19 protein-coding genes are annotated in these 21,223 nt (G+C 63.9%); 10 read left to right on the top strand and 9 right to left on the bottom strand.

Annotated features, from left to right (window positions below; translation table 11 throughout):
• Positions 1-97: 97 nt before the first annotated feature.
• Complete coding sequence (locus tag IVB28_RS01205) at positions 98-940, top strand: MlaD family protein (RefSeq protein ID WP_247524244.1); 843 nt, start codon at positions 98-100, stop codon at positions 938-940.
• 423 nt (positions 941-1,363) lie between these two features.
• On the opposite strand, the gene IVB28_RS01200 is transcribed toward IVB28_RS01205, so the two are convergent.
• Together IVB28_RS01200 and IVB28_RS01195 are read right to left on the bottom strand one after the other, a co-directional pair.
• On the bottom strand, positions 1,364-2,866 hold the full coding sequence (locus tag IVB28_RS01200; protein WP_247524243.1) for an NAD(P)/FAD-dependent oxidoreductase: 1,503 nt from the start codon (positions 2,864-2,866) through the stop codon (positions 1,364-1,366).
• A gap of 122 nt (positions 2,867-2,988) precedes the next feature.
• Positions 2,989-3,747 carry a trypsin-like serine protease gene (locus IVB28_RS01195; RefSeq protein ID WP_247524242.1) on the bottom strand — a complete coding sequence of 253 codons (759 nt, stop codon included), beginning with the start codon at positions 3,745-3,747 and terminating at the stop codon, positions 2,989-2,991.
• 112 nt (positions 3,748-3,859) lie between these two features.
• Here IVB28_RS01195 and IVB28_RS01190 point away from each other — a divergent pair, with 112 nt between their 5' ends.
• Positions 3,860-4,495: an HAD-IA family hydrolase gene (locus IVB28_RS01190; RefSeq protein WP_247524241.1), complete on the top strand. Its 636-nt coding sequence runs from the start codon at positions 3,860-3,862 to the stop codon at positions 4,493-4,495.
• Positions 4,496-4,594: 99 nt separating this feature from the next.
• Here IVB28_RS01190 and mtnA read toward each other — a convergent pair whose 3' ends face one another.
• The 3 genes from mtnA to IVB28_RS01175 form a co-directional block, all read right to left on the bottom strand.
• The gene (gene mtnA, locus IVB28_RS01185; protein WP_247524240.1) at positions 4,595-5,695 is read right to left on the bottom strand and encodes an S-methyl-5-thioribose-1-phosphate isomerase; all 1,101 of its coding nucleotides are present in this window, start codon (positions 5,693-5,695) and stop codon (positions 4,595-4,597) included.
• A gap of 30 nt (positions 5,696-5,725) precedes the next feature.
• Entirely contained in the window at positions 5,726-6,601 is an 876-nt protein-coding gene (locus IVB28_RS01180) for an S-methyl-5'-thioadenosine phosphorylase (protein ID WP_247524239.1), read from the bottom strand.
• A gap of 180 nt (positions 6,602-6,781) precedes the next feature.
• The gene (locus IVB28_RS01175; RefSeq protein ID WP_247524238.1) at positions 6,782-7,054 is read right to left on the bottom strand and encodes a phosphopantetheine-binding protein; all 273 of its coding nucleotides are present in this window, start codon (positions 7,052-7,054) and stop codon (positions 6,782-6,784) included.
• A 357-nt stretch (positions 7,055-7,411) separates the two neighbouring features.
• Between IVB28_RS01175 and IVB28_RS01170 the strand changes: the two genes are divergently transcribed.
• From IVB28_RS01170 to IVB28_RS01140, 7 genes are all read left to right on the top strand, one after another.
• Positions 7,412-8,629, top strand: a complete 1,218-nt coding sequence (locus tag IVB28_RS01170) for an acyl-CoA dehydrogenase family protein (RefSeq protein WP_247524237.1) — start codon at positions 7,412-7,414, stop codon at positions 8,627-8,629.
• Positions 8,630-8,668: 39 nt separating this feature from the next.
• Positions 8,669-9,649 (top strand): amino acid--[acyl-carrier-protein] ligase, encoded by a 981-nt coding sequence (locus tag IVB28_RS01165; RefSeq protein WP_247524236.1) that lies wholly within the window; start codon positions 8,669-8,671, stop codon positions 9,647-9,649.
• Between the two features lie 117 nt (positions 9,650-9,766).
• Positions 9,767-10,642 carry an acyl-CoA acyltransferase gene (locus IVB28_RS01160; protein WP_247524235.1) on the top strand — a complete coding sequence of 292 codons (876 nt, stop codon included), beginning with the start codon at positions 9,767-9,769 and terminating at the stop codon, positions 10,640-10,642.
• A 248-nt stretch (positions 10,643-10,890) separates the two neighbouring features.
• A complete protein-coding gene (locus IVB28_RS01155) occupies positions 10,891-13,758 on the top strand; it encodes a PAS-domain containing protein (protein ID WP_247524234.1) in 2,868 nt (955 codons plus the stop codon).
• A 201-nt stretch (positions 13,759-13,959) separates the two neighbouring features.
• Positions 13,960-14,934 (top strand): tripartite tricarboxylate transporter substrate binding protein, encoded by a 975-nt coding sequence (locus tag IVB28_RS01150; protein WP_247524233.1) that lies wholly within the window; start codon positions 13,960-13,962, stop codon positions 14,932-14,934.
• A 154-nt stretch (positions 14,935-15,088) separates the two neighbouring features.
• The gene (locus IVB28_RS01145; RefSeq protein ID WP_247524232.1) at positions 15,089-15,574 is read left to right on the top strand and encodes a tripartite tricarboxylate transporter TctB family protein; all 486 of its coding nucleotides are present in this window, start codon (positions 15,089-15,091) and stop codon (positions 15,572-15,574) included.
• Positions 15,575-15,577: 3 nt separating this feature from the next.
• Positions 15,578-17,086 (top strand): tripartite tricarboxylate transporter permease, encoded by a 1,509-nt coding sequence (locus IVB28_RS01140; RefSeq protein WP_247524231.1) that lies wholly within the window; start codon positions 15,578-15,580, stop codon positions 17,084-17,086.
• 110 nt (positions 17,087-17,196) lie between these two features.
• Here IVB28_RS01140 and IVB28_RS01135 read toward each other — a convergent pair whose 3' ends face one another.
• Complete coding sequence (locus tag IVB28_RS01135) at positions 17,197-18,888, bottom strand: bifunctional diguanylate cyclase/phosphodiesterase (protein WP_247524230.1); 1,692 nt, start codon at positions 18,886-18,888, stop codon at positions 17,197-17,199.
• A 221-nt stretch (positions 18,889-19,109) separates the two neighbouring features.
• On the opposite strand from IVB28_RS01135, the gene IVB28_RS01130 reads away from it, so the two are divergent.
• A complete protein-coding gene (locus IVB28_RS01130; RefSeq protein ID WP_247524229.1) occupies positions 19,110-19,370 on the top strand; it encodes a hypothetical protein in 261 nt (86 codons plus the stop codon).
• Positions 19,371-19,374: 4 nt separating this feature from the next.
• On the opposite strand, the gene IVB28_RS01125 is transcribed toward IVB28_RS01130, so the two are convergent.
• The 3 genes from IVB28_RS01125 to mtgA all read right to left on the bottom strand — a co-directional run bounded on the left by IVB28_RS01125 (position 19,375) and on the right by mtgA (position 21,198).
• Positions 19,375-20,031, bottom strand: coding sequence for a hypothetical protein (locus tag IVB28_RS01125; RefSeq protein ID WP_247524228.1), 657 nt, complete (start codon positions 20,029-20,031; stop codon positions 19,375-19,377).
• Between the two features lie 142 nt (positions 20,032-20,173).
• Positions 20,174-20,356: a 50S ribosomal protein L32 gene (rpmF, locus tag IVB28_RS01120; RefSeq protein WP_007598106.1), complete on the bottom strand. Its 183-nt coding sequence runs from the start codon at positions 20,354-20,356 to the stop codon at positions 20,174-20,176.
• Between the two features lie 167 nt (positions 20,357-20,523).
• Positions 20,524-21,198: a monofunctional biosynthetic peptidoglycan transglycosylase gene (gene mtgA, locus IVB28_RS01115; RefSeq protein WP_247524227.1), complete on the bottom strand. Its 675-nt coding sequence runs from the start codon at positions 21,196-21,198 to the stop codon at positions 20,524-20,526.
• Positions 21,199-21,223 lie beyond the last annotated feature (25 nt).

Below are 21,223 nucleotides of genomic sequence, written 5' to 3'. Positions count from 1 at the left end.
GATGGTGGCGGGTTACGCTTCGCTAACCCGCCCTACCTAGAATCGCGGCCATTCGAACACTTTCCAACCATCCCGCTTTGGCCTTAGACTCAGCCTCATGGCACGCGCGAGCAATTTGGCGATCGGAACGGCGACGCTGGCGGTGATCGCCATGGCGTTCGGCGGCGTGCTTGGCGTGCAGAAATGGCGCACCATCCAGAGCCGCAGCCAGTTGCGGGTGGTTTTCGAGGGCGGGTCCGCCAGCGGCCTGCGTCGTGGCGGGCCGGTCAATTTCGACGGTGTCCCGGCGGGCCAGATCCTGTCGATCAAGCTGGACAATCCGCGCAAGGTGGTGGCGCTGGTGATGCTCGACAACACCGCCCCGATCCGCAAGGACACGGTGGCGGGCATCGAGTTCCAGGGTCTGACCGGCGTTGCCGCGATCTCGCTGATCGGAGGCGCGCCCTCAGCGCCACCGGTGCCGCTGGACTCTGACGGCGTCCCCGTGCTGACCGCCGATCTCAGCGACGCTGAATCCATCGTCGATACCCTGCACAGTGTCGACCGCACGATCGTCAGCAACGCCCCTGCTATCAGGGACGGGTTGAGCACGTTCGAAAATTACACCGCCGATCTCCGGAGCAAAGGCGGCGAGATCGATTCTGTCATGGCCAAGGTCGACAGCGCCTTCGCAGGCTTCGACAAGGCGGTCACGAAGATCGAGGGCGCCGTGCCCGGCTTCGTCGACGGCAAGGCCGACGAGCTGTACGAGAAGATCAGGGGATTACACGAGCTTGCCGACACCATGAAGAAGAAATCGGCCGGCTTTCTCGAAGACATTCGTCGTTCGCTGCTCGACGTCAGCGAGGCAGCCAACAAAATGAGTGGGACGCCAGCACCCGCCGCCGCCTCGCGCCCGCCGCGCAAGCCCGAGCAGAAGCAGAAGCAGAAGAAGCAGTAGAGCTCTTTCTTATCCTCCCCTGGAGGAGGACCGGATGCATGAAGCAAAGCGAAATGCGATCCGAGGTGAGTTGCGGTGCTTCGCGGCAAGCAGTGTCCGAGTGGAAAGATCACCCACCCCGCTTGCGCTACGCGCGATCGGCCCTGCCCTCCAGGGCAGGGCGGATGCCCACCAGCATGTCGGCGTGTGAATGCGTTGAGACACCGCTAACCCAACAAACAGTATCGCCCCGGACAGGCGAAGCGCAGATCCGGGACCCATGGCAACGGGCAGACGTTCGACGACGACTCGGAGTGACCGGCGCGACCATACTACTCCCCGTGGTTTTGGGTCCCGGGTTCGCTTCGCGCCCGGGACGACGGCGGAATTTGTGGTGAACGTCGCCGCCCCTTCACACGAACGCCCATCACACCAACGCCGCCCTCACCCATACACGAACGCCTTGTCGTCCAGATCCGTCTTGGGGATCTCGTCCTTCTCGGTCCAGTAGTCCTGGCTGTGCTGCCATTCCGGCTTGTCGCCGCGCTTGGGCAACAGATCCATGTTGCGCATCATGTAGCCGGGGTTGAAGTTTTCGGGATCGATCCAGGGCAGGATCGGCATGTTGTGGTCTTCGGCGCGCAAGCTCACCTCGACCTTCTTCTTGCCCTTGGCCTTCATGTGGCCGAGCAGCCGGCAGACGAAATCGGCAACCAGATCGACGCGCAGCGTCCAGCTGGCGCGGAAATAACCGAACACCCAGACCATGTTCGGTACGCCCGTGAACATCATGCCGCGATAGGTGACGGTGTCGCCGAAGGCGAGCGGCTTTCCATCGATCTCGAAGGCGATGTCGCCGAGAGCCGCGAGATTGAAGCCGGTCGCGGTGACGGCGACATCGGCTTCCAGCAGCTTGCCGGATTTGAGCTGGATGCCGTTCTCGACGAAGCACTCGATCTCATCGGTGACGACGGAGGCCTTGCCGCTGGCGATCCCCTTGAACAGGTCGGCATCGGGTACGAAGGCGATGCGCTGCCGCCACGGCCGGTATGTCGGTGTGAAATGCGTCTTGACGTCGTAGTCCGGGCCGAGGACGGCGCTGATCTCGCCGATCAGTTCCTTCTTGACCTGCTCGGGCTTGGTCACGCAGAGCTTGGTGAAGGCATCCTGTTCGAACAGGATCTTGCGTCGCACGATCTCGTGGATCCATTCCTCGTCGACCTGAAGCCGGCGCAGCTCCTCCGCGATTTCGATGGCGTTGCGGCCAAGCCGGAAATAGGTCGGCGAGCGCTGCAGCATGGTGACATGAGCGCATTTGTCCGCAATGTTCGGCACCAGCGTTGCCGCGGTCGCGCCCGAGCCGATCACGACCACCTTCTTGCCCGCGAGATCGATATCGTCAGGCCAGGTCTGGGGATGGACGATGCGGCCCTTGAACCGATCCATGCCCTTCCAGTCCGGCGTGTAGCCTTCCGAATGGCGGTAATAACCCTGGCACATCCAGAGAAAGTTTGCGGTGAAGGTTTTGGCTTCGCCGGTGTCGGTCGTCGTCGCCTCGATGGTCCAGAGATTCTGCTCGCTCGACCAGCTCGCCGAGTTGATCTTGTGCTTGTAGCGGATGTGCTTTGCGAGGTCGTTGTCCTCGATCACCTCGTTCATATAGGAGAGAATCTCCTCGGCGGTCGCGATCGGCGGGCCGACCCACGGCTTGAAGCTGTAGCCGAAGGTATGGAGATCGCTGTCGGAGCGAATGCCGGGATAGCGATGTGTGCTCCAGGTGCCACCGAACGTTTCCTGCGTCTCCAGGATGACATAGCTGGTGCCCGGCAGCTGCTTTTCGATGTGATAGGCGCTGCCGATCCCTGAGATGCCGGCGCCGACGATCAGCACGTCGAAATGTTCGGAAGCTTGCTTGGTAGCGGTGTGACCGCGAACAGCGACATTCATTGTTGCTTCTATGCCTTGGTTGTTTGTGGCCGCCTTTGATGGACGACTCGTTTCCTCCGCGGCCGGCATGATCACCCGCCGCGCTTCCGCTTCAAAATGACATAGATCAAGCCCCGGTCAAATCACAGCGCCGCACCCCAGCTCCGCGCGGTCTGCAAGATCCAGTCGCGGTAGAGCGTGAGCGGGGTGACGCCGGTCAGCCCGCCGCAGCCGGCCGTGCCGTTCGGCCCCGTGGACCAGCTGATCAGGCCGACCAGCACGGCACCATTCGGCTTGTCCTCGAACACGGGGCCACCGGAATCGCCGGTGCAAGAGCCAATTCCGTCGCGAACACCGTTGGTTACGGGGTCGACCAGCCGAATCTGGAGCGTGCCGGGCTGGCCGGTGGCGACAAGCGCGGCAACACGCGTGGTGCCGCCGCTCTTGCCATCGCCGCGAACGGTGACGCCGATGCCGGCGATGGTGAAGCGGTCGCCGACCCGAATTGGAATTTGCGGCATGCCGACCGGTACTGTGGATTTTCCCTTGAGTGGAATTTCCAGTTGCAGCAGCGCCACGTCGGCGGTGGCGCGGTGCGACTGCATCGCCTGCATGTTGAAGCTCGGATGGATCGCGACCGTGCGCACGTTCATCAATTGCGGTTGGCCGTCGGTTCCGCGATCGACGATCTTGTAGTCCGCGCCGGGCTGCACGCAGTGAGCGACGGTGAGCACGAGTCTTGGCGCGATCAAACTGCCGGTGCAGAAATTGCCGCGCGAGCCGACGATGGTAACGACGGCACGCGCGACACCATCCGCCTGCGGCGTGCCGCCGCCGACGATGGCCTGCGCGGGCGCGGCGAGCAGCAGAGTAGCCGTGGCGAATATCGCGATCGTCTTCATGGAGAACATGTCTCGGCCGTCGGTTCGGTGAGCGCCTGGAATTTGCTTCGGACTGGCCCTTGCCGATAGCGCATGCTAGCCCTCTTGGAAAGGAATTGACGAGGGTAGGACATTGGCGATCGAGGCGGTGATCTTTGATTTTGGCGGCGTGCTGACGAGTTCGCCGTTCGAGGCCTTCGCGCGGTTCGAGACCGAACGCGGTCTGCCGATCGATATCATCCGGCGCACCAACGCCGCCAACCATCTGGAAAATGCCTGGGCCAAATTTGAGCGCGCCGAGGTCGATATCGACGCGTTCGATCATTTGTTTGCCGAGGAATCCCGTGCGCTCGGCGCCGAAGTGCGCGGGCGCGAGGTGGTATCGCTGCTGCAGGGCGATCTGCGCCCCGAGATGGTCGAGGCATTGAAGCGCATCAAGGCGAAATTCAAGACCGGCTGCATCACCAACAACCTTCCGGCCAATGCCATCGGCAGCATGACGGGACGCTCGCTTTATATCGCCGAAGTCATGGTGCTGTTCGATCATGTGATCGAATCCGCCAAGATCGGTCTGCGCAAGCCGGACCCGCGGATCTACCGGCTGATGGTCGAGACGCTGAACGTCGACTCGAAGAATTGCGTCTATCTCGACGACCTCGGCGTCAACCTGAAGCCGGCACGCGAGATGGGCATGACCACCATCAAGGTGACGAGCGGCGCGCAGGCGATCGCCGAGCTCGAGCAGGCGACGGGGTTGAAGCTGAGCTAGCCATAGAGCTTCCAATGGTAGGGTAGGCAAAGCGAAGCGTGCCCACCACAAGCCGATCGTGGGCGCGGCGCTTCCGCGCCTTTGCCCATGCTGCGCGACTTACTCCGCTGCAACCCGCTCGGGAAACGCCGCCGCGAGCGAAGCACGGTCGGGCTTCAGCACGCCGCGCTCGGTGATCAAACCGGTCACGAGCCGTGCCGGCGTCACATCGAAGGCATAATTCGCAACCGGCGATCCCTCGGGGACGATGCGCACCGTCTCCAGCCTTCCGTCGGCGGTGCGGCCGGTCATGTCGGTGACCTCCGTCCCGCTGCGCTGCTCGATGGGGATATCGCGGATGCCGTCATGGACGGCGAAATCGATCGTCGGTGACGGCAGCGCGACGTAGAACGGCACGCCGTTATCGTGGGCGGCGAGCGCCTTCAGATAGGTGCCGATCTTGTTGCAGACGTCGCCATTGGCAGCGACGCGGTCGGTGCCGACGATGGCGAGATCGACCATGCCGTGCTGCATCAGATGCCCGCCGGTGTTGTCGGGGATCACCGTGTGCGGCACGCCGTGATGGCCGAGTTCCCAGGCCGTGAGCGAGGCGCCCTGGTTGCGCGGACGCGTCTCGTCGACCCAGACATGGATCTTGATGCCGCGCTCATGCGCAAGATAGATCGGCGCCGTCGCGGTGCCCCAGTCGACGGTGGCGAGCCAGCCGGCGTTGCAATGGGTCAGCACATTGACGGTCTCACCCGGCTTCTTCGATGCGATCGCCTCAATCAGCTTGAGGCCGTTGCCGGCAATGCCCTGGTTGATCTCGACATCCTGCTCGACGATCTCGTCGGCGCGCGCATAGGCCGCCTCGGCCCGTTCAACCGGATCGATCGGCGCCAGCGTTGTGCGCATCTCGTCCAGCGCCCATTTCAGATTGATTGCCGTCGGCCGCGCCACGACCAGCGTCTCATAGCCGCGCTTCAGACCGGCATCGGAGGCATCCTCGCGCATCGCCAGCGCCATGCCATAGGCCGCGGTGGCACCGATCAGCGGCGCGCCGCGCACCAGCATGTCGCGGATGGCGACGGCGGCGTCTTCACACGATGTCAGCTTGGCGACGACGAATTCGTGCGGCAGCCGGCGCTGATCGATCGCGCCGATCGACCAGCCGTCGCCTTCGCGCCAGATACTGCGGAAATGCTTGCCGTCGACCTTCATGGCATTCTGCCTTTTCGTCTTTCTTGCGCCTCAACCGCGCAGCACGCGCCCGGCCACCGCATCGAGCTTCTTCAGAATCTCGGGATCGCGTGCCTCGGGCGCCGTGATCAGCGCGGTGTCGAGCGCGCGATCCGAGCCGATCGGGCACGGCTCGTGCTCGCGCGGGAAATCCTTTGCGAGCCGCGCCACCAGCGCCTTCGCCTTGTCGGCATTCGACGTCAGCACACGGATGATGTCCTGCACGGTGACGGCGTCGTGGTCGGGATGCCAGCAGTCGAAATCCGTCACCATTGCCACCGTGGCGTAGCAGATTTCCGCCTCACGCGCGAGCTTGGCCTCCGGCATGTTGGTCATGCCGATCACTGAATAGCCCAGCGCCTTGTAGGTCATGCTCTCCGCATAAGTGGAGAATTGCGGCCCCTCCATGCAGACATAGGTCCCGGTACGCCCGATTGCGATGCCCTCTGCCTCGGCTGCTGCGGCCAGGTGAATACGCAGCCGCGGCGAGACCGGATGCGCCATCGACACATGCGCGACGCAGCCCCGGCCGAAGAACGAGCTTTCGCGCTTGTGGGTGCGGTCGACGAACTGATCGACGAGAACGAAAGTGCCGGGCGGCAGTTCCTCCGTGAAGGAGCCGCAGGCCGACAGCGAGATCAGGTCGGTGACGCCGGCGCGCTTCAGCACGTCGATATTTGCGCGATAATTGATGTCGGAGGGTGACAGACGGTGGCCCTTGTCGTGCCGCGGCAGGAACACGATCGGAAGGCCCGCGATGGTGCCACGCCTTAAGGGAGCCGACGGCTCGCCCCAGGGGCTCTCGATCACCTCTTCGCGCGCACCCTCGAGGCCCGGCAGGTCATAGATGCCCGAGCCGCCGATGATGCCCAATACAGCCTTCGTCATACCTGCTCCACCCTGTCAGCCACGTGCGACATGGTTAAGCTATGCCAGCTTTGGGACGGTTTTGGAACGGGGGTGAGGAGGACGGCGGCGATGTGAGGAGCGCAAAGCGGCGCGTCATATTCAGTGGTCGTCCCCGCGAACGCGCACCCTGGTGCGTGCGCAGGGATGACACCCGTTTGGTTAAGCCGCGGTGGCCACCCGCAGCTGGGCCGCGACCATGCGCTCCAGCGTCTCGACGGACTGGAAGTTCTCCGGTGTGATCTCGGATTGCGGGATGGTAAAGTCGAACTCGGCTTCGACACCGAGCATCAGATTGACCATGTCCATCGAGGTCAGGCCGGCATCGACGAGCTTGGCGGACGGCGTGACGTCGGCGACGAGCGAATTCTGTTCGAGGATGCCCTTCACCAGCTTGATGATGCGATTGCGCAATTCGGTATCAAAGATTTGCATCGGCAAATTCCCGTTTGTCTGTCAAAGGTCGGACCCGCTTCCGGCTACGATGGGCGCGGTCTGCCGGTCCCGCAATGGGCGGCATTCATACGTCGCGTTTCTTAGTAAACGATGACTCAGATTGTCTGGAATTCGGGCTTCTTCCAGATTCCTAACGCGATGCCGTAAAAACGGGAGATGCAAACAACCGGACCTTAACTGTTCGTTCGGAATTGGACTTTGTTTACCCTCTATTTCATCGACGAATTTGAATTAAATCCGTAGCCTCGTCTCACAAGCAAAGATGGCCGGAGGATCGCTGACGCGCATCGCGAATGATGCCGGCGATCTCGAACGGCGAACCGGAGGCGGACGAGTATGAACGTGCGTGAAGCAGTCCTCACTGTCGACGAGACGCAGACCAGCTTCCTGGAGCAGGGTCCCTCCCTGATCGAGCGCGCCGCCCGGACCGCGGCCGCTGCGGCGGCAGACGCCGATGGCGTCGATCGCGACGCCCGCTTCCCGCACAAGGCTTTCGAGGTAGCCCGCGAGCAGAAGCTGCTCGGCGTCATGATCCCGGTCGAGTTCGGCGGCTTCGGTGCCTCGATCTACGACGTCACCGACATCTGCTACACGCTCGGACGCGCCTGTGCCTCGACCGCGATGATCTACGCGATGCACCAGACCAAGGTTGCCTGCGTCGTCAGGCACGGCCACGGCATACCCTGGATGGAAACCATGATGCGCCGGGTTGCCCGCGACCAGTGGCTGCTCGCCTCCTCTACCACCGAAGGCCAGAACGGCGGCAACATCCGCGCCAGCGCCGCCGCCGTCGACCACGCCGGCGACACCGTTTCGCTGATGCGCGACGCCACCGTGATCTCCTACGGCGCCGAGGCCGATGGCCTCGTCACCATCGCCCGCCGCGCCACCAATGCCGCCGCCTCCGACCAGGTGTTGCTGGCGCTTGCCAAGGACGATTATTCGCTGAAGCGGACGCTGGGCTGGGAAACGCTCGGCATGCGCGGCACCTGCTCGACCGGTTTCGAGCTGAAGGTCGATTGCCCCGCCGATCGCGTCTTCCCGGAATCCTATGACAAGATCCACTCGCAGACCATGACGCCGTTCGCACATCTGTGCTGGTCGTCGGCCTGGGCCGGCATCGCCGCCGCAGCCGTGACCCGCGCGCAGGCCTTCGTCCGTAAGGCGGCGCGCAGCTCCGGCGGCCAAATGCCCCCGGCCGCGGCGCATTTCACCGCCGCCAAGATGTCGCTGGCCAAGCTGCGCGCGCTGATCGCTGCCAACACCGAGGCTTTCGCCCGAGCAGAGCATGATGAGCGCGCCCTGAGCTCGCTCGACTTCCAGTCCTCGATCACGCTTCTGAAGGTGCAGGCCTCCGAGCTCGCCGTCGAGACCGTGATGCATGCGATGCGCACAGCCGGCCTTTCCGGCTACCGCAATGACGGCGAGTTCACCATGGGCCGGCATCTCCGCGACGTGTTGTCGTCTCCGATCATGATCAATAACGACCGCATTCTGGCCAATGCTGCGACATCGACGCTGATGAGCGGTGTGCCGACAAGCCTTCGCGACTGAATTACAAGAACAATTTTGAAATAACAGGACGCCCGCGCCATGAACATTGCCATCCTCACCGACTCGCCCACGACCGCGCCGCAGATGATCGACCCGCTCGATCATCTCGCCGACAAGCTATTCCACCGCATGGGCGCTGACGGCGTCTATGCCCGCACCGGGCTCTATGAAGGCATCGTCGAGAAGCTTGCCGCGCTGATCACAAGCCATCGCGAGGCCGGCACCGAGGTGATGCGCTTCCCGCCGGTGATGAGTCGCGCCCAGCTCGAGAAGTCCGGCTACCTCAAGAGCTTTCCGAACCTGCTCGGCTGCGTCTGCGGCCTGCACGGCACCGAGCGCGAGATCAACGCCGCCGTGAGCCGCTTCGATGCCGGCGGCGACTGGACCAGCTCGCTGTCGCCCGCCGACCTCGTGCTGTCGCCTGCCGCCTGCTATCCGGTCTATCCGATCGCGGCGAGCCGCGGACCCTTGCCGAAGGGCGGCCTGCGCTTCGATGTCGCGGCGGATTGTTTCCGCCGCGAGCCGTCGAAGCATCTCGACCGGCTGCAATCGTTCCGGATGCGCGAATATGTCTGCATCGGCAGCCCTGACGACGTCGCCAATTTCCGCGAGCGCTGGATGGTGCGCGCGCAGGCGATCGCCACCGATCTCGGACTTACCTTTCGCGTCGACTATGCCAGCGATCCCTTCTTCGGTCGCGTCGGTCAGATGAAGGCGGTGAGCCAAAAGCAGCAGCAGCTCAAGTTCGAACTGCTGATCCCGCTGCGCTCCGAGGAGCAGCCGACGGCGTGCATGAGCTTCAACTATCACCGCGAGCACTTCGGCACGACCTGGGGAATCCAGGATGCCAGTGGCGAGCCGGCCCATACCGGCTGCGTCGCCTTCGGCATGGATCGACTGGCTGTCGCCATGTTCCACACCCACGGCACCGACCTGTCCGCCTGGCCCGCCAAGGTGCGCGACCTCCTGGGCCTGCAGTCGCGGGTCACGGCCGACGCTCACGTCGAAGGCTGGCGCTAAGAGCGTGATCCGGATCCGAATGACCACGTTAGCGAAAAGCGCGAAGCGGTTCTTCGAGAACATCGTGCTGAAACAATCGACCGAACGAGGCCTGTCATTTCCACGGGTAAGCCGAGCGTGATTCACACCAAGGTCCGATGCCGCGAGATCACCGAGTCCGACGCCGAAGCGGTCGCGGACCTGCTGACGCGCGGCTTCGTCGGCCGCTCGCGAGACTATTGGATCCAGGGTCTGCGCCGGCAGGCCTTCCGCTCCGTACCGGAGGGCTATCCGCGCTTCGGCTACATGCTCGACAATGAGGGCACGCCGGTCGGCGTGCTGCTGCTGATCTACACGGCGCGGAAGAACGGCGACGAGACCGCCATCCAGTGCAATTTGTCGAGCTGGTATGTCGATCCGGCCTACCGCAACTATGCCCCGCTGCTGACCAAGATCGCGCAGCGGCACAAGGACGTGACTTATTTCAACATCAGTCCGGCGCCGTGGACCTGGCCGATCATCGAGACGCAGGGCTTTCGCGCCTATTGCCGCGGCATATTCTTCTCGGTCCCTGCACTGGCGCGCGTCCCGCGCTGGAGCGAGATCGAGGTCATCTCGCCTCACGCGAAGACGATCGAGGGGCTTTCCGAATCCGAGACCGAACTGCTGACGCGGCATGCGCGCTACAATTGCCTCAGCCTCGTCTGCCGCACGCCGAAGGGAGCCTTTCCCTTCGTTCTGCAACCGGTCCGCATCCGCCGCGGCTTCATCGCGCCCCCGGCAATGAAGCTGATCTATTGCCGCAGCGCCGCGGAATACGCGACCTGTGCAGGCCGCATCGGCCGGCTGCTGCTCCGGCTCGGCAAGATCGCGGTGGCGATCGATTCCAATGGCCCGATTCCCGGCCTTGTCGGTATTTATACCGAGCGGCGCGGACGCAAATATTTCAAGGGCCCGCATCGGCCGCAGCTGGGCGATCTCACAGATACGGAACTCGTGTTGTACGGGCCGTAGAGGAGGCCCTCAGCCGAGAGCACACTGCGGACCCAGCGAACGCATGCGTTCGCAGGGTCGACGACGGAACTTGCCGCGTGCCGACGCGCCAACTCTCGCTTGCACCACCGCATTTCCCACGGCCTCTCCATTGCCAGTCACCCTCCGTAAACTACTGCGCTTAAGGGAATTTTCCGGCCTCTTCGCTACGCTCGGTGGCTGAATTAAGTTGCGTTAAGTCTATTGCCCGCCGAGATCCCACCGACCCCATGACATCGACCCGCGACAACGAGCTTGGTGCACGCCGCGAGCAGGGCCCGGAGGCCCTGGTCGCGCTGAGCCAGCTTGCGCTCGACCACATGGAGCAAGGCGTCTGCGTCTACGATGCCGACAACCGGATCGTGCTGGTCAATCAGCGCTACCTTTCCTTCTTCAACATGTCGGCCGATATCGTGCGGGTGGGCACGAGCTACCGCGAGGTGCTCGCCCACAGCGCCGCGCGCGGCAACTTTCCGGAGAGCGAGCTCGACCCGCTGTATTCGGCGCGGATCGCGCAGGTTGCTGGGGGAAAACCGTTCCGGACCGAGCAGCGGCTTGCGAGCGGCCTCGTCGTGTCGCTCGAGCTGAAGCCGCTTCCCGGCGGCGGCTGGATGACGATCTGCGACGATGTCAGCCGTCTCGCCCGGCTCGAGGCGGAACTGCGCGTGCAGACCGAGCGCAGCCAGCACGCGCTCTCCAACATGTCGCACGGCCTCATCATGTACGATGCCGACAGCCGCGTCGTCGTCTGCAACGAACGTTTCCTGAACCTCTACAATCTCGACCCCGAGGTCGTGAAGCCCGGCATCTCGCATCGCACGGTACTCGACCATTGGGTTTCGCGCGGCAATTTGCCGGGCATGCCGGCCGAGGAATTCCATAAATCCAGGTTGGACGACGTGCGCACCAGAAAGGCAAAATCCCTGCTGGTGATGCGTTATGACGGACGGATGGTGCAGGCGGTCTCCCGCTTCCTGCCCGACGGGGGCTGGGTGACCGTGCACGAGGACGTCACGGAGCGGCTGCAATACGAGGAAACGCTGAGGCAGCAGAACTTCATCCTCGATGCGGCGCTGGAGAACATGGCGCACGGGCTCGCCTTCTACGACAGCGACATGCGTCTTCGGGTCTGCAACACCACCTATCGCAAGCTTTTCCGGCTGTCTCCGGAGGAAACGAAGCCCGGTACACATCTGTCCGAGTTGATCGAGCGGTCGATGGCGAACGGCGCGTTCGCTTCCGAATACAGCCCTCAACAGCTGCTGGAAGCCGCCAGTGCGAGGATCGCGAGCCGCGACTCCTCGCCGATGCGCCGGCGCATGGCGGACGATACGATGATCTCGGTGCGCTACTGCGCGCTGCCGGACGGCGGCTTCGTCACCACCTACGAGGACATCACCGAACGCGAGCGCGCGGTTGAAGAGCTAAGCGAGCAGTATCGTCGCTTCGACGCGGCTCTGAACAACATGAGCCAAGGCCTGTGCATGCTCGACGCGAGCCTGCGGGTGATCGTGTGCAATCGGCGTTATATCGAGATGTACGGCCTGTCGCCTGATGTCGTGAAGCCCGGCGTCTCGATGCGTGAGATCATGGAGCACAGCTGCGAGCTCGGCATCCATGCGAACACTACAGCGGCGCGACTCTACGCAGATTACGTCGAGCGGCTGCGCGAGGGCGAGCATACGCTGCACCGCCATTTAAGCGACGGCCGCATCATCAAGCTCAATCACAAGCGGATGGAGCATGGTGGCTGGGTCGTCACCTATGAGGACGTCACCGAGCGCCACAAGGCGCAGGCGCGTGTCGCGCACATGGCGCGGCACGATTCGCTCACCGACCTGCCCAACCGCACGCTGTTCCGCGAGAAGATGGGCGAGGGACTGAACCAGGTCGCGATCGCCGGCGGGGCGATGGCGGTGCTGTGCTTCGACCTCGACAATTTCAAGACCGTCAACGACCGCCTCGGTCACGCCGCCGGCGACCGGCTGCTGCGCTGGGTTGCCGCGCGCCTGAAGGAGAATGCCGGCGAACACGACACCGTCGCACGCCTCGGCGGCGACGAGTTTGCCGTGCTGCAGCGTGGACCGCAGCCGCAATCGGCCGAGAAGCTCGCCCGGCGTCTGGTCGAAATCATCGGTCACCCGCCAGCGCTCGAAAGCCAGTCGATCCATGTCGGCGTCTCCGTCGGCATCTCGATCGCGCCCGATCACGGGCTCGATGCCGACGAACTGATGAAATGCGCCGACCTCGCGCTGTACCAGGCCAAGGCCAGGGGGCGCGGCGCCTACCAGCTGTTCGAGCCCGAGATGGAAGAAGAGGCACGCAGCCGGCACGCGCTGGAGCACGATCTGCGCGGCGCGCTGGAGGCAGGCGAATTCCACCTGGTGTTCCAGCCGCAGGTACGGCTCGACAGCTCCGAACTCACCGGCTTCGAGGCGCTGCTGCGCTGGAAACATCCCTCGCGCGGCCTCGTCTCGCCGGCCGAGTTCATTCCGATCGCTGAAGAGAACGGGCTGATCGTTCCGATCGGCGAATGGGTGCTGCGCACCGCCTGTGCGACCGCCGTGTCCTGGCCCGGTGTCACTGTCGCGGTGAACCTGTCGCCGGTGCAGTTCCGTTCGCGGGGGCTGGTGGCGATGGTCACGAGCGCGCTGGCGGAGGCCGGCCTGCCGCCGCAGCGGCTCGAGCTAGAGGTTACCGAGACGGCGCTGCTCGACGACAGCGAGGCGACGATCGAAATCCTGCACCAGCTCCGCTCGCTGGGGATCCGCGTCAGCCTCGACGATTTCGGCGTCGGCTATTCCTCGCTGAGCTACCTGCGCAAGTTCCCGTTCGACCGCATCAAGATCGACCGCTCCTTCGTCGGTACGCTCGGCGAAAGCCCGGAGAGCGTGGCGATCGTCCGCACCATCGCGAGCCTCGGCTCCGTACTCGGAGTCGAGACGACGGCGGAGGGCGTGGAGACCAGGGAGCAACTCGACTTCGTCCGCGAATGCGGCTGCACGGCCGTGCAAGGCTATTATTTCGGAAAGCCGTGCCCGGCATCGGAAGTCGGCCGCACCATCGAGACGCTGAACACGGTTCGGCGCGTGGCATAGCGGCGCGCTTCCTCAAATTCCGTATCTCGGCACACGGCAAACGACGAATTGTCGCACGTGCCGGTTCTGCCGGAATTGCCGCACAGACCGCTGCGCGCGGTCCGCGCAATGCGCTTTTCTTCTTCCTCGATTTCGGGAACAATCACCTCATGACAATGAGAAACGGCGGTCGAACGAGACCGCTGCGAGGGAGGTGTTTCAATGCCGCGATACCGGCTGAAGACGATTGCCGTTGCCGCCATGTATGTTGTCGGCGCTTTGCTCGCGACTGACGCCAGTGCGCAGGATTATCCCACCAAGCCGATCACGCTGATTGTGCCGTGGCCGGCCGGTGGGTCGACCGACATCTCGATGCGCGCGATCGCCGACAGCGCCTCCAAAGTGCTGGGTCAGCCGATCGTGATCGACAACAAGGCCGGCGGCGGCGGCACGGTGGGACCGGCGACCATGGCTGCCGCGGCGAAGCCGGACGGCTACACCATCTCGCAGCTTCCGATCACCGTCTTCCGTCTTCCCTTGATGCAGGAAGTGTCGTGGGATCCGGCAAAGGATTTCACCTATATCATCCACCTCACCGGCTACACTTTCGGCGTGACCACCAGCGCAGAGTCGCAGTTCAAGAGCTGGAAGGACGTGGTGGATTTCGCAAAGGCGAATCCGGGCAAGGTGACGTATGCGACGCCCGGCGCCGGCACCTCGCTGCACATCGGCATGGAGCAGATCGCCGGGATGTCCGGCATCAAGCTGACGCAAGTCCCTTTCAAGGGCGGCGCGGAGACCAACGCTGCGGTGCTGGGACAGCATACGATGCTTCAGGCGGACTCCACGGGATGGCGGCCGCTGGTCGACGCCGGCAAGCTGCGGCTGCTGATGGTGTGGACCGGCTCACGCTCGCCGAACTACCCTGACGTGCCGACGCTGAAAGAGCTCGGTTATCCCATGGTCTATGACTCCCCGTTCGGCATCGCCGGCCCGAAGGGCCTCGATCCAAAGATCGTCGCCAAGCTGCACGATGCCTTCAAGAAGGCGGTCGAGGACCCGGCAGTCGTGGCAACGCTCGCCAAATACGACATGGTGCCGAACTACAAGAACACCGAGGACTACAAGAAGTTCGTGGTCGAGGTCACGGAGTCCGAGCGCAAGGTGATCGACACGCTTGGGCTGGCAAAGAAGTAGGACTGAGCCGCTTTGTGTCCTTCACGCGATGCAGCGCTTCTTCAGCGATGCACCGCAGACCCGGGACCCACCTTTTTCGTCCACACTCATGGGCCCCGGCTCTGCAGCGCACAGCTCGCGCTGCAGGGTCCGGGGAACGTCCGAAAGACCGTCGATGAACGATCAAGCCAACGTCAAACTCCGTCTCAGCAATTCCGAACTCTGGGGCGGAGTGATCGGACTCGCGCTCGGCGGCTTTGTGATCTGGTCAGGCCTGAAGCTCAAGCTCGGCTCCATCAACGATCCCGGCTCCGGTTACGTGCTGTTCTACACGGGCATCCTGATGTGCGTGTTCGCAGGCTCGATCATCGTCTCGGCGATCACCGAGGGCGGGCCCACGCTGGCCTCGCGCTTGGAAAATGTGCGCTGGAGCAAGCCGCTCCTGCTGATCGCCTGTCTGGTGGCGTTCTCCGTCGCACTGGAGCCGCTCGGTTTCCTGCTGTCGTCGATGCCGCTGATGCTGCTGCTGTTGCGGCTGATCGATCCCGTCCGCTGGTTGCTGGCGATTCCGATCGCCGTGCTGGTACCCATGGGCATGTGGTGGGCGCTCAAGCGACTGCTGTTGATCCAGTTGCCCTCGGGCCTCTTCGGGATCGGTTGACCTATGGATACGCTTGTCAATGTCGCGCATGGATTTGGCGTCGCGCTGCTTCCGGTCAACCTGCTCTACTGCTTCATCGGCGTCTTCATCGGTACGTTGGTCGGCGTGCTGCCGGGGATCGGACCGATCTCGGCGATGTCGCTGCTGCTGCCCGTGACGCTGTCGGGAACGCCGGAATCCGGCATCATCATGATGGCCGGCATCTATTACGGCTCGATGTATGGCGGCTCGACCACCTCGATCCTGGTCAACATCCCCGGCGAGGCGGCGTCCGTCGTCACCTGCATCGACGGCCACCAGATGGCGAAGCAGGGCCGCGCCGGCCCTGCGCTCGGCATCTCCGCCTTCGGCTCCTTCATCGCCGGCACGTTTTCCCTCGTCGCGCTGATGCTGGTCGCGCCGAAACTTGCCAGCGTCGCCATTGCGTTCGGCCCGGCCGAATATTTCAGCCTGATGGTGCTCGGCCTCGTGGTTCTCACCTTCCTGACCCAAGGCTCGATGCCGAAGGCGCTGCTGATGGCGTGCATTGGCGTCGTGCTCGGACTGATCGGGCTCGACAGCATCACGGCGCAGCCGCGTCTGACCTTCGGCCGCATGGAGCTGATCGACGGCATCGGGCTCGTGCCCGTCGTGATGGGCCTGTTCGGCGTTGCCGAGGTGCTGCTCAACACCGAGCAGGCCATCAAGCGCGACATCATCAACACCAAGATTACCCATCTGCTGCCCACCAAGGAGGACTGGAAGGCGAGCGCAGGTCCGGTCGGCCGCGGCACCATTCTCGGATTCTTCCTCGGCATCCTGCCGGGCGGCGGCGCGGTGGTGGCCTCCTTTGCCTCCTACGCGCTCGAGAAGCGGCTGTCGAAGACGCCCGAGCGTTTCGGCCATGGCGCGATCGAAGGCGTCGCGGGGCCGGAGTCGGCGAACAACGCCGCGGCGGGAGGCGCCTTCATTCCGCTGATGACGCTCGGCATCCCGCCGAATGTGGTGATGGCGCTGCTGCTCGGTGCATTCGTCATTCACGGCCTGCAGCCGGGACCGCTGATGATCACGCAAAACCCCGGCCTGTTCTGGGGCATCGTCGCCAGCATGTATATCGGCAACCTCATGCTGCTGGTCCTGAACCTGCCGATGATCGGGATGTGGGTGCAGCTGCTCAAGCTGCCCTACAATATCCTGTTTCCCCTGATCATCCTGTTCACGATCCTGGGCGTCTACTGCTCCAGCAACAACGTGTTCGATGTCTATGTGATGATCGCGTTCGGGATCATCGGCTATTTCATGCGCAAGCTCGGCTATGAGCCGGCGCCATTGGTGCTGGCCTTCGTGCTGGGGCCGATGATGGAGAACAATCTACGCAAATCGCTGATCCTGTCGCAGGGCGATCTCTGGACCTTCGTGCAGCGGCCGATCTCGGCTGTGTGCCTCGCATTCGCAATGGCGCTGCTGATCGCGCCCCTGTTGCCCGCGCTGCGCAAGAAGCGAGAGCTGGTGGCGCTGGACGAGGGGGCGTGAGAAGCGCAGGTGTGTAGGGTGGGCAAAGGCGCGCTTGCGCCGTCCCCACGATCTTCCTTACAATTCGGCACGGTGGTGGGCACGCTTGGCTCGGCCCACCCTACGAAGTCTCAGCCCGCCGCAGGCAGCGCATCCGGCGGCGCGCCCCATGGGCGCTCGGCTGACGCAAGCCCGATCAGCCGGCCCTGGATGTAGTCGCAGCCCCAGTCGCGCAGCATGTTTGCGGCTTCGTCGTCCTGCACCCATTCGGCCACGGTCTTGATGTCGAGGCGGCGGGCGAGGTCGATCAGGGTCTGCACGAAGGCGCGATCGTCGGCGGAATGAGTGATGTTCTGCACGAACGCACCGTCGATCTTCACGATGTCCACACCGAGCTTGCGCAGGTTTCGGAACGAGGTGTAGCCGGCGCCGAAATCGTCGATGGCGATGCGGCTGCCGAAATTCTTCAGGCGGGTGACGAAGCCGCGCACGTCATCGATGTCCTGGATCGCGACCGTTTCGGTGATCTCGACGATCAACCGCTCGGCAACGCCGGGATGGGCCTGCATCAGGGACTCGATGCCCGCCCACCAATCGGGGTCCATGGTGGTATCAGGCGAGATATTGAGACTGAGGCAGATGTCGGGCGCCGCCGCGAGCTCGGCGACCACAAGCTCGAGCACGCGATGATCGACCAGGCGTATCAGGCCGAGCCGTTCGGCGACGGGCACGATGTCGGGCGCGAGCAGCACCTGACCGTCGCCCTGGTCCATCCGCACCAGGCATTCGTGGAACGCGCGCTCGCGCGAGGCGGCCGACACCACCGGCTCATAGGCGAGCTTGATGCGGCGCTCGTTCAGCGCGGTGACGATCTCGTCGGTGACGCGAATGTTGACGCGGCGCTGCGCGTCGCGCGTGGCATCCGGACGCCATGCCGCGAACGAGCCGACGCGGCGGCGCTTGGCGGCATCCAGCGTTTCATGAGCGCGGTTGACGGCCTCGTCGGTGTTGCGGGCATAGCGCGGTAGGCTGACCGCGCCGATCGAGGCGGTCACCGAGACCGGACCGGATTTGGTCGGCACCACCTCATCGCGGATACCGACAAGGAAGCGCTCGGCGGCGACGTTCATGTCGTCGACGGTGCAGTTCTTCAGGATTAGCCCGAACTTGTTGCCGGAAAAGCGGCCGAGCACGTCGCCGCCGCGCAGGCGCGAGCGGATGCGTTTGGCGATATCGAGGATCACGGCATCGGCAACGTCGAAGCCGAAGGCATCGTTGACGCGGGCGAGATGGTCGATGCCGACCAGCATGAAGGCCGCCGTCGAGCGGAAGCGCGTCGTCTCCTCGATCGCCTCGGCCAGTGCCGCGATCAGGTGCGAACGGTTGAGCTCGCCGGTCAGCGGATCGAGCCGGGCGAGCTTGGTCAGTTCCTCGTCGCGGGCATGGCGCTCATTGTTGATGCGGACTGAGCCGATCGCGCGCGTGGGGCGGCCGTCGGGGCCGGCGAACCAGCGGCCGGTCTCCTCGATCCAGATCACGGGATCGGCGGCGCTCATGCGGACGCCGTACTCGACCCGGTACGGCGTGCCATCGGTGCCATGCACGGCATAAGTTTGCGCCAGCGCGGCGGTCCGCACCGATGGCGCGGGTTCGATCAGCTTGGCAAACTCGGCGCCGGTCGCCAGTCGCTCGGCGGGAATATCGGGAAAGACGCTGGCGACCTGATCACCCCAGACGATCGCATCACTGCCGATGTCCCAGGCGAACACGGCCTGGCCGAGGGCAGCCAGAATGTCGGAGGCTTGCGGTAATGCGGGGGTCAAAATCGCCTCGTTTCGGGACAGCGGGGAGTCCTGAGTCGGCACAGGATAGAGCCAGATTCGCCCCCGACCCTAGGCAAAGTTGATAAACAATTTGGAAACCACGTTCCCAAACGGCCCAGGAACTGATTAGGCTCGGGCGGCATAGGCCTTGCGAGACCATCACATGCACCGGCGCCAATGTCCCAAAACGCGCCAGTTCAACCTGATGGACGGTTGTTGCGATGGCGACTGCGGATGACATGGAAAAGGCAGAGCGGCAGGCCGCCACGGCCCTGGTGCCGCTGATGCCGACGTTGTGCTGGGTTCACAAGGCGCCGATGCCGCGCCCCGATCCGAGCTTCGTCGCCCAGCTCATCGCCAACGCCGAGCACCTGCCGCAGACGAGCCGGTTGCGCCGTGCATCTTCCGAGGACGCACAGATGGCCTATGGCAGCAAACGCCCGCTGCAGAGCGTCGGCGCACGCACGCGGCAGGTGGCCTGATTGATCAGCGCGGCGGCGGCTCGTCGGAAGACGGCGGCACGCCATTGCCCGGCTGAAGATGCGGGGAAGGAATTTCCGGCGAAGGCGGGCCCTGCACGGGCTTTGGCGCAGGATGATCCATCAGCACAGATTCGGCGACGGATTGCGCCGTAGGTGCGGGAGGCTCCACCGGTGCCGGCTGCGGCGCAATCACCGGCTCGAACTTGCGCTCCGACGCCACATCCTCACCCGGCGCTTCCGCCTGGCGCTTGGCCTTGCGCGGTGCCGCTACCGTCGTCTCGGCGACATAGGTGACGCGACGACGCGTGCGCTGGGCGATGCCGGCGAAGAAATCGGCCATCGCAAGCAGCACCAGCAGGAAATAGGTCGAGTTGCCGAATTTGGGCCACATCACGAACTCGGCCGCGGCCGCGCCGAAGATGATCAGCGACAGCAGATGATCCATCAGGAACTTGGAGCCGGGCCGCGCACCCTTGACCACTTCGAGCAGCAGCAGCACCACGCCGAGCGCGAGCATAAGATCGGCGAGCGTGACCGGCCAGGCCTCGCCGGACACCATCGGCACCCTGAACAGCACGTCCGTAAAGGACACGGTCGGCATCAGGAAGGCGATGATGTTGTAGACCGCGAGCGGAATCAGAAGCAGCGGGAAACCGACCATCGGCAAAATGCCTTCTCGATCAAGATGTCCGGACAGAACAATGCAGCGGCGAAGCATTTGCTCCGCCGCCGTCACCGTCTATCTCATGGATGGGCCGAAATCAGGCAGGCCAAATCATCCTGCCCCAAGAAAGGTCCTTAACTCAGGACTCTTTCTTCTTCAGGACCTGCCGGCCCTTGTACATGCCGGTCTTGAGGTCGAGATGGTGCGGACGACGGAGCTCGCCGGAGTCCTTGTCTTCCACATAGGTCGGCTTCTTGATGGCGTCTGCCGAGCGGCGCATGCCGCGGCGCGACGGCGAGGTTTTTCTTCTCGGAACGGCCATTTCAATATCCTCTAGGGATTGGTGTTGTCAGGGCATCGTCCGGGAGGACGGCTCAGCACCCGCAATCCGAGGCGAGCTGAATGCCGATCAAGGCCGGGCTTATAGAGGAAGGCTGGCCGTAAAGCTAGGCTCTTGGGCCGGAAAATACGCCCGGATTCGGCCCGAAATCATCGATTTTCCCGCCAGCAGGTGGCAAGTGAGCCCGCCTTCCCCCGGGCCATATAGGTCGCCGCCAGCCGCCGGACACCCGGGCCGGGGATCCGGGCGCTGCGTTTGACCGGATTCGGCAGGATCGAGGCCAGGAGGGCCGCCTCCCGGGGTGAAAGGTCCTCCGCCGACTTGCCGAAGGCGTAAGCGCTGGCCGCCTCGACGCCAAATTGTCCCTGTGGACCGAGCTCGGCGATATTGAGGTAAATCTCCAGGACCCGCGATTTGGGCAGGACCAAATCGATCCAGAGCGCCAGCGGGAATTCCAGCGCCTTGCGGACGAAATCCCGCCCCTGCCAGAGGAACAGGTTTTTCGCGACCTGCTGGGTGATGGTGGATGCGCCTCGGAACGGTGTGCCGTCCTCCTGCGCGTCGTCGATCGCCTCGCGCAGCGCGCCCCAATCGATGCCGTGATGCTTGCAGAAATGCGCATCCTCGGCCGCCACCACCGAGCGTGGCAGTGAGGGCGACATCGCCGCCAGATCGATCCATTCGCGCTGCATCGGCGCGCCGCGAAGCGAGCGCCACGCCATCAGCGTCGAAACCGGATGGCCGATACGGTAGAACGGCGCGATCACATAGGGCGCGAGAAGAACGACCGCGAGCACTACGAGCAGGATTTTGACGATGCGCAAATCGAGCTTTCCGGCAGGGATCGAG

Source organism: Bradyrhizobium sp. 199 (genome assembly GCF_023073355.1).
Lineage (GTDB): Bacteria > Pseudomonadota > Alphaproteobacteria > Rhizobiales > Xanthobacteraceae > Bradyrhizobium.
The sequence above is the reverse complement of the archived record's forward strand: the minus strand, read 5'-3'. Positions and strand labels throughout refer to the sequence as shown.

What these genes read in the sequence shown, in the direction of transcription:
- IVB28_RS01205 (WP_247524244.1), top strand. Translation starts at nt 98, where the DNA reads ATGGCACGCGCGAGCAATTTGGCGATCGGAACGGCGACGCTGGCGGTG.
- IVB28_RS01200 (WP_247524243.1), bottom strand. Translation starts at nt 2,866, where the DNA reads ATGAATGTCGCTGTTCGCGGTCACACCGCTACCAAGCAAGCTTCCGAA.
- IVB28_RS01195 (WP_247524242.1), bottom strand. Translation starts at nt 3,747, where the DNA reads ATGAAGACGATCGCGATATTCGCCACGGCTACTCTGCTGCTCGCCGCG.
- mtnA (WP_247524240.1), bottom strand. Translation starts at nt 5,695, where the DNA reads ATGAAGGTCGACGGCAAGCATTTCCGCAGTATCTGGCGCGAAGGCGAC.
- IVB28_RS01180 (WP_247524239.1), bottom strand. Translation starts at nt 6,601, where the DNA reads ATGACGAAGGCTGTATTGGGCATCATCGGCGGCTCGGGCATCTATGAC.
- IVB28_RS01175 (WP_247524238.1), bottom strand. Translation starts at nt 7,054, where the DNA reads ATGCAAATCTTTGATACCGAATTGCGCAATCGCATCATCAAGCTGGTG.
- IVB28_RS01170 (WP_247524237.1), top strand. Translation starts at nt 7,412, where the DNA reads ATGAACGTGCGTGAAGCAGTCCTCACTGTCGACGAGACGCAGACCAGC.
- IVB28_RS01165 (WP_247524236.1), top strand. Translation starts at nt 8,669, where the DNA reads ATGAACATTGCCATCCTCACCGACTCGCCCACGACCGCGCCGCAGATG.
- IVB28_RS01155 (WP_247524234.1), top strand. Translation starts at nt 10,891, where the DNA reads ATGACATCGACCCGCGACAACGAGCTTGGTGCACGCCGCGAGCAGGGC.
- IVB28_RS01150 (WP_247524233.1), top strand. Translation starts at nt 13,960, where the DNA reads ATGCCGCGATACCGGCTGAAGACGATTGCCGTTGCCGCCATGTATGTT.
- IVB28_RS01145 (WP_247524232.1), top strand. Translation starts at nt 15,089, where the DNA reads ATGAACGATCAAGCCAACGTCAAACTCCGTCTCAGCAATTCCGAACTC.
- IVB28_RS01140 (WP_247524231.1), top strand. Translation starts at nt 15,578, where the DNA reads ATGGATACGCTTGTCAATGTCGCGCATGGATTTGGCGTCGCGCTGCTT.
- IVB28_RS01130 (WP_247524229.1), top strand. Translation starts at nt 19,110, where the DNA reads ATGGCGACTGCGGATGACATGGAAAAGGCAGAGCGGCAGGCCGCCACG.
- IVB28_RS01125 (WP_247524228.1), bottom strand. Translation starts at nt 20,031, where the DNA reads ATGGTCGGTTTCCCGCTGCTTCTGATTCCGCTCGCGGTCTACAACATC.
- rpmF (WP_007598106.1), bottom strand. Translation starts at nt 20,356, where the DNA reads ATGGCCGTTCCGAGAAGAAAAACCTCGCCGTCGCGCCGCGGCATGCGC.